Origin of the sequence: Acinetobacter sp. WCHAc010034 (genome assembly GCF_001696615.3) — a bacterium.
Lineage (GTDB): Bacteria > Pseudomonadota > Gammaproteobacteria > Pseudomonadales > Moraxellaceae > Acinetobacter.
Window position 1 is genome coordinate 1,439,668 of record NZ_CP032279.1, and the last position, 10,599, is coordinate 1,450,266.

12 protein-coding genes and 1 rRNA gene are annotated in these 10,599 nt (G+C 50.1%); 7 read left to right on the forward strand and 6 right to left on the reverse strand.

The genetic code is table 11. From position 1 onward, the window contains the following. The first annotated feature begins 10 nt into the window (after nucleotides 1–10). On the forward strand, nucleotides 11–1,912 hold the full coding sequence (gene mnmC, locus BEN74_RS08480; RefSeq protein ID WP_068907864.1) for an FAD-dependent 5-carboxymethylaminomethyl-2-thiouridine(34) oxidoreductase MnmC: 1,902 nt from the start codon (nucleotides 11–13) through the stop codon (nucleotides 1,910–1,912). A 100-nt stretch (nucleotides 1,913–2,012) separates the two neighbouring features. Here the strand turns inward: mnmC and BEN74_RS08485 are convergent, their stop codons facing one another. Further along, entirely contained in the window at nucleotides 2,013–2,327 is a 315-nt protein-coding gene (locus BEN74_RS08485) for a rhodanese-like domain-containing protein (protein ID WP_068907866.1), read from the reverse strand. A gap of 91 nt (nucleotides 2,328–2,418) precedes the next feature. Between BEN74_RS08485 and BEN74_RS08490 the strand changes: the two genes are divergently transcribed. The 3 genes from BEN74_RS08490 to BEN74_RS08500 all read left to right on the forward strand — a co-directional run bounded on the left by BEN74_RS08490 (nucleotide 2,419) and on the right by BEN74_RS08500 (nucleotide 4,072). Continuing rightward, nucleotides 2,419–2,907, forward strand: coding sequence for a YajQ family cyclic di-GMP-binding protein (locus tag BEN74_RS08490; protein WP_068907868.1), 489 nt, complete (start codon nucleotides 2,419–2,421; stop codon nucleotides 2,905–2,907). Between the two features lie 29 nt (nucleotides 2,908–2,936). Continuing rightward, on the forward strand, nucleotides 2,937–3,437 hold the full coding sequence (locus BEN74_RS08495) for a DUF4442 domain-containing protein (RefSeq protein ID WP_068907871.1): 501 nt from the start codon (nucleotides 2,937–2,939) through the stop codon (nucleotides 3,435–3,437). 149 nt (nucleotides 3,438–3,586) lie between these two features. Next, nucleotides 3,587–4,072 (forward strand): nuclear transport factor 2 family protein, encoded by a 486-nt coding sequence (locus BEN74_RS08500; RefSeq protein WP_068907874.1) that lies wholly within the window; start codon nucleotides 3,587–3,589, stop codon nucleotides 4,070–4,072. Nucleotides 4,073–4,143: 71 nt separating this feature from the next. On the opposite strand, the gene BEN74_RS08505 is transcribed toward BEN74_RS08500, so the two are convergent. From BEN74_RS08505 to BEN74_RS08515, 3 genes are read right to left on the reverse strand one after another with little or no spacing between them, the layout of a single operon-like run. Continuing rightward, the gene (locus tag BEN74_RS08505) at nucleotides 4,144–4,563 is read right to left on the reverse strand and encodes an acyl-CoA thioesterase (RefSeq protein WP_068907876.1); all 420 of its coding nucleotides are present in this window, start codon (nucleotides 4,561–4,563) and stop codon (nucleotides 4,144–4,146) included. 19 nt (nucleotides 4,564–4,582) lie between these two features. Next, on the reverse strand, nucleotides 4,583–5,014 hold the full coding sequence (gene trxC / locus BEN74_RS08510; RefSeq protein WP_068907878.1) for a thioredoxin TrxC: 432 nt from the start codon (nucleotides 5,012–5,014) through the stop codon (nucleotides 4,583–4,585). Beyond that, nucleotides 5,015–5,911 (reverse strand): alpha/beta hydrolase, encoded by an 897-nt coding sequence (locus tag BEN74_RS08515; RefSeq protein ID WP_068907880.1) that lies wholly within the window; start codon nucleotides 5,909–5,911, stop codon nucleotides 5,015–5,017. It abuts the gene before it with no gap. 123 nt (nucleotides 5,912–6,034) lie between these two features. Between BEN74_RS08515 and BEN74_RS08520 the strand changes: the two genes are divergently transcribed. Both BEN74_RS08520 and BEN74_RS08525 read left to right on the forward strand, forming a co-directional pair. Then, the gene (locus BEN74_RS08520) at nucleotides 6,035–6,370 is read left to right on the forward strand and encodes a TIGR01244 family sulfur transferase (RefSeq protein ID WP_068907882.1); all 336 of its coding nucleotides are present in this window, start codon (nucleotides 6,035–6,037) and stop codon (nucleotides 6,368–6,370) included. After that, entirely contained in the window at nucleotides 6,363–6,785 is a 423-nt protein-coding gene (locus tag BEN74_RS08525) for a beta-lactamase hydrolase domain-containing protein (RefSeq protein ID WP_068907884.1), read from the forward strand. Before BEN74_RS08520 ends, BEN74_RS08525 begins: the two co-directional genes overlap by 8 nt. Nucleotides 6,786–6,927: 142 nt before the next feature. Here the strand turns inward: BEN74_RS08525 and BEN74_RS08530 are convergent, their stop codons facing one another. Continuing rightward, the gene (locus BEN74_RS08530) at nucleotides 6,928–8,832 is read right to left on the reverse strand and encodes a hypothetical protein (RefSeq protein ID WP_068907886.1); all 1,905 of its coding nucleotides are present in this window, start codon (nucleotides 8,830–8,832) and stop codon (nucleotides 6,928–6,930) included. A gap of 153 nt (nucleotides 8,833–8,985) precedes the next feature. Between BEN74_RS08530 and BEN74_RS08535 the strand changes: the two genes are divergently transcribed. Further along, nucleotides 8,986–10,356: a dihydrolipoyl dehydrogenase gene (locus tag BEN74_RS08535; RefSeq protein ID WP_068907888.1), complete on the forward strand. Its 1,371-nt coding sequence runs from the start codon at nucleotides 8,986–8,988 to the stop codon at nucleotides 10,354–10,356. A 97-nt stretch (nucleotides 10,357–10,453) separates the two neighbouring features. Here BEN74_RS08535 and rrf read toward each other — a convergent pair. Next, a 5S ribosomal RNA gene (gene rrf / locus BEN74_RS08540) occupies nucleotides 10,454–10,568 on the reverse strand. Nucleotides 10,569–10,599: the final 31 nt, after the last annotated feature.

The following is a 10,599-nucleotide window of genomic DNA, read 5'->3' on the forward strand; positions in this document are numbered from 1 at the left end:
AGGCTGAGCTGTGTCTGACGCGATTCAAACCGCCGATCTTGATTGGCAAACTGTGGACGGAATAGATATTCCTGTTTCCAGGCAATTCGGCGATGTGTACTTTTCCAAAGACAATGGCCTGCTGGAAACCCGCCATGTTTTCTTAAACGGCAATGACTTGCCAGAACGCCTTGCGCAGCTGCAGGATTTTGAATATTTCAGCGTGGGCGAAACCGGCTTTGGCACCGGGCTGAATATTCTGGCCCTGTGGCAGCTGTGGCGGCAGGTCCGGCCGGACAACCGCAGCCGGCTGCATGCCGTTTCCGTTGAAAAATTTCCGCTGTCCAAGGCCGACTTAATCCGCGCGCTGCAGGCCTGGCCGGAACTGCAGCCTTTGGCGCAGCAATTGATCGCGCAGTATCCGCTGCCGCTGGCCGGCTGCCACCGCCTGTCTTTTCCGGATGAGCGCTTTTCTTTGGACCTGTGGCTGGGCGACGCGCACGATGTGTTTCCGGCCATGGAGCGGACCCGGCAGGTCAATGCCTGGTTTCTGGACGGCTTTGCGCCCTCCTGCAACCCCGACATGTGGGAAGAGCATGTTCTAAGCCATATTGTGCGCCTGTCCGGCTATGGCACCAGCTTCTCCTCATTCAGCGTGGCTGGGGTGCTGAAGCGCGGCCTGAGGCAGCATGGCATTGCCATCCGCCGCCCGCGCGGCTTTGGCCATAAGCGCGAGATGCTGAAAGGCATCTGGAACCCGGCTCCTCCAGATGATCAGGCTGCGCAAGCCGCCGGCGCGCTGGAAAACACCGGCCTCAGCCCTCAGCCTGCCCTGAAGCAGCGCCAGATTGCGGTGATTGGCGCCGGCATCGCCGGATTAAGCTGCGCCTGGGCATTCGCGCAGCGCGGGCATCAGGTGACCGTTTACGACCAGTCAGCGCCTTTGGCCGGCGGTTCCGGCAACCCGCTGGCGCTGCTGAATCCCAAACTGCCCGCCATCGGGAAAAGCCATGCCCATCTGATGAGCCTGTCCTGGCGGCACGCGATTGCGCACTATGCGCAGTTCAGCGCCTTCCGCCCGATCCGCGTGCGCCAGCTGGCGCTAAAGCATGAGGAAGCGCTGCCGGACTTGGCCGAACAGTACCCGGCAGCGGTTCTCCGCGCGGAAAGCGCGGCCGGCAGCGAAATCGCAACAGCGTTTTCCAGCTTGAACCTGCTACAGGCCGGCGCAGTTTCGCCGCATCAATTGCGCGACCAGATTCTGCAGCATCCGCTGATTCAGTTCCGGCAGGCGGAAATCACGCAAATTCAGCAGGCTGGCGCAGTGCAGGTTTTCAGCCAGCATCAGCTGCTGGCGGAATATGACCATGCCATTGTCTGCGCAGCGCGGCACAGTGGCCGGCTTTTTGCCGATTATCCGCTGCTGAAGCCAATCCGCGGCCAGGTCAGCTGGGTCAAAAATTCTGAAACCCCTTTAGATGCGGAGCAGGCCTACAGCTACGGCGGCTACTGCATGCAGCTGGATGCAGGCCATTTGATACTTGGCGCATCATTCCATCCCAACCGCGAGGATGACGCGGTGCTGCAGGAAGACCATGTGCATAACTATCAGCTTATCCACAGCGTCTTTCCCCAGTACGCGCAGTCCTTGGCGCCAGTGGAAAGCTGGCAGGGCCGCGCGTCTGTGCGCGCGCAGACTCAGGACTATTTTCCGCTGCTGGGCAAGCTGCGGGAGGATCAGGAAATTTACAGCTTTGCCGGCTTAGGCTCAAAAGGCTTCTTATATGCGCCGCTGTGCAGCGAAGTGCTGGCTGCGCTGATGCTGGGCGAAGCCTGCCCGCTTTCCGCCCCCCTTCTGCAAAAGCTCAGCGCAGCGCGCTTTCAGAAAAAAGCCAAGCAGAAAAAGCCTTACTTCAGGAACAGCGCCGGCTAAGCCCTTCCGTCCATGCTCTCTTCTTTTGCAGGGAAAAGGGCCGGCCGGTCAAAACGGAAGCCATAAAAAAGCGCCTTGCGGCGCTTTTTTCTGTTCCAGCTCAGCTGCCCTGTTCTAAAGGCAGGCCGGCATCGCGGGCGGCGCGTGTGCCGCCCATTAAAATCACATATTCGCGCGAGCTGTCAAAACCCTCCAGCTTTTCAGCTGCGCGCGGCGCTTTGCTTCCGCCGCCGCATAAAATATAAATCGGCTGATCCGTTGACACCTGAGTTAGGCTGCTTTCTGAAAGACCGCCAATCGGCTGGTTCACAGCGCCTTTAACGTGCGCTTCAGCATAAGCGCTTGAATCGCGTACATCCCAGATCACGGCATTTTCTGGGAACTCAAATGTTGTAATTTCTTGCTTACGGATCATTGTGCACTCCTTTGATGTAAACAACACTTGGCAAATGAAGAAAACATCCCTAGCATCTCAGATATTCTTTCCATTTGTAAAGGTTTAATCCATGCCATCTTTTGATATTGTTTCAGAATTAGAAATTTTTGAGGTAAATCATGCGGTTCAAAACACGCAAAAAGAAATTGCGACCCGTTTTGACTTCCGCGGCCAAGATGTTTCTATCGAACTGAATGAAAAAAACAAGGAAGTCAAAATCAGCACTGAAAGCGACTTCCAATGCGAGCAAGTGTACAGCATGCTGGAAAACCACTTCTATAAGCGCAAAGTCGATGTGCAGGCGCTGGACCCGCAGAAAATGACCGCTTCCGGCAAAAATGTCATTCAGGTGATCAAGCTGAAGGACGGCCTTGACTCAGATACCGCGAAAAAAATTAATAAAGCCATTAAAGAAAGCGGCATTAAAGTGCAATCTTCCATTCAGGGCGACAAAATCCGCATCACTGATAAAAAACGCGATACCTTGCAGCAAGTTATGGCGTTTTTGAAGGAACAGCAATTTGGCGTGCCTTTACAGTTCAACAATTTCAAAGACTAAGGCAGATACTCTGCCAAGCAGGGGGACACATGGCGCAGCGCAACCGCTTATCCAAACTGGTTCAGAGCACATCTAAATTTCCGCAGGGCATCCGCACCGCCCTGTGGTCTAAAGCTTTTGGACGCATTGTGCCGATGGTCGGCACGGCAAAAATCCGCTATGAGGAAGTCACGGCTTCACGCGTAACGGTGAGCCTGGCCAATCATAAAGCCATGCAGAATCATATTGGGCAAGCGCATGCCTGCGCCATGGCGCTGATTGCGGAAACCGCAACCGGCTTTGCGGCCGCGATGAATGTGCCGGACAGCGCAGTCGTGCTGATCAAAAGCTTAAAAGCTGATTATAAGCGCCCGAGCAAAGGCGCGATCAGAGCGGTTGCCACATTGACGCCGGAACAGCAGCAGCAGATGCAGAGCACCGACAAAGGTGAAACGCTGGTTGCCGTCACGGTTACCGATGAATCCGGCGCAGAGCCTGTGCAGTGCGAAATGGTCTGGGCCTGGGTGTCCAAATCCCGCCTGAAAAAATAGTTCATGAAAAATTAATAAATGTAAATAAAACTTACCTTTAGGTAAGTTTTATTGTTACAAAACCCGCACCGGCGCATAACATAATTTTGCTGTCAAAAGCGGCCGTTTCAGCTCAGGATAAGCAAGCATTCCCATCTTTGAGCCGAATAATGAAAAAACTCCTGCCCGCGTCCGCCTTGCTGCTGGCGCTTCCGCTCTTCTCCGCCTGCAGCCACCTGCCTGCGCAGTCCGCCGCCGCATCAGCCTCCGCTGTTTCTCAGGCGGAACAGAACAAGAAAATTGTTGCGGATTTTTATGAAGGCGTATTCCTCAAGCATCAGGTCAAACGCTATGCGGACCGCTATATCGGCGCTGAATACATTCAGCACAATCCGGACGTGCCTGACGGCAAAGCGCCTTTCGTGAACTTTTTCACCCAGTATTTTAAAGACAATCCGCAAGCGCAAAGCGTGATCAAGCGCGCCGCTGCTGAAGGCGATCTGGTCTTCCTGCATGTGCATTCCACTCAGAATGCCCAAGACCGCGGCACAGCCGTGGTGGATATTTTCCGGGTAGAAAACGGCAAAATCGTGGAACACTGGGATGTGCAGCAGGCGGTGCCGGAACCCGGCGCCAACAGCAACACTATGTTCTGAAGGCTGCGCGCTGCGCATAAAAAAAATCCCGGCATAATGGCTGGGATTTTTTCTGGCGCAAAGCCGGCAGCTTAAGCCGGCCGGGCGGCGAACAGCTGCTTGGCTTCTTCAGGAATCTGGCGCTTGGCGCCTTTCACATCAACCGCGACAAAAGTAAAGACCCCTTCGGTGACGCGCACCGGCTCGCGCGAGCTGTCATGGCTGTCCCACACTTCAATCTGCATTTGAATGGATGTATTGCCGACTTTCAGAATCTTGGTATAGCAGCTGATCACATCGCCGACTTTCACCGGCACCAGAAAGGTCATCTGATTGATGGAAATGGTGGCGCAGCGGCCCTTGCTGAAGCGCTCCGCGTGAATTGCGCCGGCCAAGTCCATCTGCGACACAATCCATCCGCCAAAGACATCGCCGCTCCAGTTGGTATCCGCCGGCATGGCGATGGTTTGCAGGGAAAGGGTTCCTTCCGGCTTTACATAAGAATCTGACACTTTAACTCCGGGCTCTTGCCTATTTCTGAGCAGTTAATTGTTGATCTAGCCACCGCTGCAGCTCGCTAGACCGCAGCGCGCCGCTTATTCTAGCAATTTCACTGGTTTTATTCATCAGCACCAGCGTCGGAATGCTGCGGACATTGAAAGCGCTGCTGAGGCGGGGATTTTCTTCCGTATTGATTTTCGCGAAAACCACATTCGGGTACTGCTTTGCCGCTTGGGCAAAATGCGGCGCCATCATCTTGCATGGCCCGCACCAGTCCGCCCATAAATCAATTAAAATAGGCAGATCGCTGCCGGAAATATAGCTGCTGAAATTGCGCTCATTCAGCTCTATAGGGGCCAGCGGAATCAGCGCCTGATGGCATTGCCCGCATGCGGGGCCTGCTGCAAGCTTTTCTTCAGGCACGCGGTTTTTGGCGCTGCAGCCTGGGCAAACGATGATCATTTAGCCAACTCCAATATGTTTATTTAAAAAGTCTAATTGAACCGACACTGCTTTTTCAAACCATTTTCCGTGATAAATGTCGAAATGCTGCATTTCCCACTCATGGTATTCGGCATAGGGCGCAATGTTGGTGGCCGCTTCACGGCTGGTTTCTATCGGAATCAAGCCGTCATTTTTTGATGCGATATACAGCACCGGCACGGCTATGCGCCGCAGATTCTGAATCGGCCGGTAGCGGATCAGGTTAAAGAACACACGCGCCGGAATTTCCCCGCTCCAGTAATAATCCGGATGAATGATGGACTGGTAGCCTTGGCAGGCGTCTGCAGACGGCGCAAAGCACAGGCCCTGCTCATCCGCTACCGGCAAAGTCCGCGGCGACATGCCGACTTTCGCCCCCATATAGTCCTGGCTGGAGATTTTCAGCGCCTTGGTCAGCTGCTGCAGCGGATACAGCTTGGCGCTCTCGGCGCCATCCACAAATGGATTCTGCGCAATCACCGCCTGTATGTTCTTATTTTCTGAAGCGATATCCAGCGCATAGCCGGCGCTTAAGGAAATGCCCCACAGCACGATTTTGCGGCTGTCTATCGACTTGCGCTGCCCCACATGCATCAGCATGGTGCGCCAGTCCTCCAGCTGCGACTTCAGCGACACCAGCTCCCTTGGGCGCCCTGTGCTGCCGCCCCAGTAGCGGTAATCAAACAGCACGACCGCATAGCCGGCCTGCGCAAAGCGCTTGGCGAACTGCACCAGCTTAAACTGGCGCAGGCAGGCCAGCCCATGCGCCATAATAATGACACCCGGCTTATGTTCTGTCTGCGGGCGGTAGAAATCGGCAGCAATCACTTCCTGACCGCTTTTCACATACAGCGGTTCAACCGTATAAGCGTGCATACGCACTCCATGCATTATTTTATGGCTGTTGTCATTTATAAAAATTTCAATACATCAAGCTGATATTAATGCTTAATGCTATCATAAAGAATAATTGTATTATTTAAATTATGGAGTGACAGAATGAGCGAAAATGTCGGCTTTGCAGGTCAAATTGGCCCTGAACATGTGGCGCAAGTGGTTGAAAAAGGCTTTAAATCGATTATCAATAACCGCCCGGACATGGAAGGCGGCCCGGCGCAGCCGACAAGCGCGCAAATTGAAGACGCTGCCCGCGCTGCCGGCCTCGACTATGTCTATCAGCCTGTCGTAGCCGGCCAGATCACCGAAGTTGATGTCCGCGCTTTTGCCAATCATTTCAACGAACTGCCTAAGCCGGTGCTGATGTTCTGCCGCACAGGCAACCGCTCAAACAATCTGTACCAGCTGGCCAAGCAGATGGATCTGCTGGATGACTAAGCTTTCCCTCCAAAGCTTGCTTCTGAGTTTATTATTCTTCTGCGCTGCGCCTGCCATGGCGCAGGACAGCAACATTGTCCTGAATGAAAAAGTCAGCGCCGCGGGGCAAATGACTGCCGAAAAGTTCGCCCTGCTGTTAAAGCAGCAAGGCTTTAAATCGGTGATTGTGAACCGGCCTGATCAGGAACAGGGCAACAGCGTGACTGTAGGCCAGCTCCGCAGCATTGCGGAAAAGGCGCAGGTCAGCGTGATTTACCAGCCTGTAACAGGCGGTAAAATTTCTCAAACAGACGTAGCTGAATTCGCCAAATACTATAATGAGCTTCCTAAACCGATCCTGATGGTATGCAGAAGCGGCGCGCGCTCTTCAGCATTATTCAATCAGGCGAAAGCTCAAGGCTTGCTGAATGAATAAATTTCTAGTTGTACTGGTTTGCGCTCTTGCCTTCACCGGCTGCAGTTCTATGAATGTCAGGCCTACAGTTGGCGTGAGCGTGGGGACTGCAATTTAGGGCTCCAAGCACAAAAAACAGCGCCGAAGCGCTGTTTTTTTATTGTCAGTTCGGGCAAGTAAATGTATTAAATGGGCTATTTTTATTTGCCGGCGTACCTTCATTTTTAACATCTTCTAATGCCATAGGTGCATCAAACTCAACAGACTGGTTGTAAATGCGTGTTGAAACTGTTGCTGAAGCAATAACATGCGCCTCACTCCACCAAGCATAGTTTTTACCATAGCGGACTTTAAAGTTTAAGTTTCCAGATTCATCAGTCGTGCCAGTAATTGACTGCTGGCCAGACTGAGTGACATTATTGGTCAATAAAATAGCGCCAGTGCTGAATTCACTGCATGCATAACGCGTTTTATAATCAATTTCCCATTTTTCATCAACTTTATTCCAGCGTAACGTGCCTTTATTATACGCTACTGGTTTAATTGCAAGACTGATGATTTGCCCTTTCAATGGCCGCTGCAAACTATCCACTACGTTAACTGAATAGCTCTTAGTATAATATGTAAGTTCAGATGTATCTAAACTTGCGCTTTCAGCAATTGAAATATATGCGGACTGATTTGCCACCGTCAAATTTAAGATATTTGAAATTATTGAGCCTGAAGTTGCTTGCAATGCCACAGCATTAGACTGTGTTGCAGAAGGACCTGCCGTATAATCAATGGTGGCGATGCCTTGATCATTTGTTACAGCGCTTACACGGGATAATATGCCAAGTGATGGATCTGTAATAATTTTGAAGCTTACTTTTGCTCCTTTCACTAAGTATCCCTGTGAGTCTTTGGCAGTTACATAAAGTTTTGTTGTTGTATTTACACCGACGGTAGTAGCCAATGCCTGCATACTTAAATTTGCTATTGCTAGTGCATTAATTGACTGTTGCGTTGTAATTGTACTACCGTTAAATGTTGCTGCTATGGTAGCATTCCCAATTACATTTCCAGTACCAGTATTGGTACTTAAAACCGCTTTAGCTGTACCCTGCCATTGGCCATTTGCATTTTGCTGTATATTAGCAACCGGCGCTGAAGATGTAATAGCACCTAGACTTGTTTCAAAAACAACACTTTTTCCTGCCAGTTCTGCCTGAGTAGCAGCATAAACCGTTACTTCAACATCTTTTGTCTGACCCGATTTAATATCAGATGGATTGTGCGTAAATGCAAGAACGGATGTATCTTCAACTGTAGCAGTAAAGCCTAAAGCACTTGAGCTTAATGTTCTGGTCTCACTCGCCTTAGCTGTAACAAATACAGCATATAAATCTAAATGATGATCTGAACCATATTTCAAAACATCATTATAGCTTATTGTTGCTACTCCCTCTCCTTTTGCATCAGTAGAAGTAACTGTTGAAATTACATCATTATTCTTATTGCGAAGCTCAACTTTTCCAATCAATGGCTGTTGCAGCGCATCAACAGCACGCACTTTAACAGAAGCTGTACCGCCATTTTTCACAGAAGTCATTTGAGAATCAATATCAACAACTCCTCCAGCAACGGGAACCGTTACTTCTTGAGTCACACCATCAGCTGTTAATTCTAATATCACATCATGCGGCATTCTGTCAAAAGCATCTTTAGAAGCAGCAATAGTAAGTTTATATGATGTCCAACCTGAATCATTAGTACCAAGCTTACTGATTGTTGCTGTTGTGCTTGATAAATTTTTCACTTTGACATTAGTTACTTTATCAGCGATCACATTACCTGATTGATCAATCGCTACAAGATCTATATTTAGATTCCCGCCAATAATTAATGAATCCTTATCTAAGCTGTAACGTAAAGCAGTAGCTGTAGCGCCCGTAACTGTAGAAGAGCCATTATTTGAACTGCTGCCTCCCTGATTATAATATCCCTCACTGCCGCCGCCGCCACAGCTTGCCAATAAAGTGGCTAAGGCAACTGCTGAAAGTTTTAAACTCATTTGTTTCTTATTCATTAAAATTCCCCAAAAACCTCTGGATCAAAAAGTTATAGTCTAATTTCGCAAACTTCGATATGTAACCATAGAAGCAGCTTTATGTAAACAAAAGCATCCTAAATGTTTTACTATGTTAGCCTGAGATTATTTTCATATTTATAATTACTTTATATGTACGACATTATTATTATCGGTGCAGGCACAGCAGGCATCGCAGCTTATAAAGAAGCGCTAAAGCATACGCAAAATATTCTGATTATTAATGACGGCCCTTGGGACACCACCTGCGCCCGCGTAGGATGCATGCCAAGCAAAGTGCTGATTTCGGCAGCAAACCGCATGCATGACATTCAGCATGCATCAGAAACCGCGCTTCAGGTCACTGCTCAAATTGACACCTCCGGAGTGATGCAGCATGTCAGGGGCCTGCGTGACCGCTTTACCGCCGCCACACTCAAAGACGTCAGCAGCTGGAAAGCTTCGCATAAAATATCAGGCCATGCCGCATTTGTGAATGCAAATACCGTAGAGGTCAATCAGCAGCACTATCAGGCCAAAGCCTTTATTCTTGCCGTCGGCTCCAGCCCTGCATTCAACCCGCAGTGGAAAGCCGAGCTGCAAGACAAACTCATTACCTCAGATGACATTTTTGAACTGCCGCATTTGCCCCGCTCTATTGCCGTGATCGGCAGCGGCGTGATTGCAGTCGAATTAGCGCAGGCTATGCACCGGCTAAACGTTAAAACAGCAATATTCGCGCGCAGCCGCAGAATCGGCACACTCAGCAGCCCTGGTCTGCAGCAGCTGGCGCAAAATGAGCTGCAGAAAGAATTAGATATTAAATTTGAAGTTCTTCCGCAAACTGTTAAAAGCACAGCAAAAGGCGTCGAAATCAGCTATACGGAAAATGGCGAGCATAAAGTTCTGCATGCAGACTTCCTGCTTTCAGCAACAGGACGCAGCAGCAACTTAACACAGCTCAAATTAGAAAAGATTAATCCAGCTTTTAATGATGCAAAGCGCTTGCCTGTTGATGCTGAAACGAAACAATTAGCCGATTATCCAATTTTTATTGCAGGAGATGCGCATACAGCTACGCCAATTCAGCATGAAGCAGCCCATGAAGGCAGAACAGCTGTCCAGAATTGCTTAAATTTTCCAAATGTTCAAAGCATGAAAACACTTACCTCTTTAGGAATCGTGTTCAGCTCGCCTGAAATGGCTATAGCTGGAAAAAGCTTTAAACAGCTGGCGGACAGCAATGCCGAGTTTGTGACAGGAACTGCCTCATATGAAAAGCAAGGCCGCGCGATTGTTTTGGGCAAAAACCGAGGCGCTGCTGAAATCTATGTGGATAAAATTTCGCGGAAAATTTTAGGCGCTGAACTTTTTACCGAATCTGCAGAACACCTTGCGCATTTGCTGGCCTGGATGATTGCAGAAGACCTGACGGTCGATGAAGTTCTGAATAAGCCATTCTACCATCCAGCACTGGAAGAAGGCCTGCGCACAGCGCTGAAGCATGCGCGCCGGCAGCTTTAGGCTTTGCGGACTCCCGGGATGCCCGGCTGGGCGTTTTTATTTTTTCCACGCATAAAAAAACCCCCTCCGATTTTATCGGAGGGGGTTTTGAATAATGAGCTGGCGATGACTTACTCTCACATGGGTAACCCCACACTACCATCAGCGCAAAGAGGTTTCACTTCTGAGTTCGGGAAGGGATCAGGTGGTTCACTCTCGCTATTGTCGCCAGCACAACTGTTATGGATACTCGCTTGGTCTTAT

Coding starts and splice junctions, on each gene's coding strand:
- BEN74_RS08485 (WP_068907866.1), bottom strand. CDS start 2,327: ATGATCCGTAAGCAAGAAATTACAACATTTGAGTTCCCAGAAAATGCC.
- BEN74_RS08490 (WP_068907868.1), top strand. CDS start 2,419: ATGCCATCTTTTGATATTGTTTCAGAATTAGAAATTTTTGAGGTAAAT.
- BEN74_RS08495 (WP_068907871.1), top strand. CDS start 2,937: ATGGCGCAGCGCAACCGCTTATCCAAACTGGTTCAGAGCACATCTAAA.
- BEN74_RS08500 (WP_068907874.1), top strand. CDS start 3,587: ATGAAAAAACTCCTGCCCGCGTCCGCCTTGCTGCTGGCGCTTCCGCTC.
- trxC (WP_068907878.1), bottom strand. CDS start 5,014: ATGATCATCGTTTGCCCAGGCTGCAGCGCCAAAAACCGCGTGCCTGAA.
- BEN74_RS08515 (WP_068907880.1), bottom strand. CDS start 5,911: ATGCACGCTTATACGGTTGAACCGCTGTATGTGAAAAGCGGTCAGGAA.
- BEN74_RS08520 (WP_068907882.1), top strand. CDS start 6,035: ATGAGCGAAAATGTCGGCTTTGCAGGTCAAATTGGCCCTGAACATGTG.
- BEN74_RS08525 (WP_068907884.1), top strand. CDS start 6,363: ATGACTAAGCTTTCCCTCCAAAGCTTGCTTCTGAGTTTATTATTCTTC.
- BEN74_RS08530 (WP_068907886.1), bottom strand. CDS start 8,832: ATGAATAAGAAACAAATGAGTTTAAAACTTTCAGCAGTTGCCTTAGCC.
- BEN74_RS08535 (WP_068907888.1), top strand. CDS start 8,986: ATGTACGACATTATTATTATCGGTGCAGGCACAGCAGGCATCGCAGCT.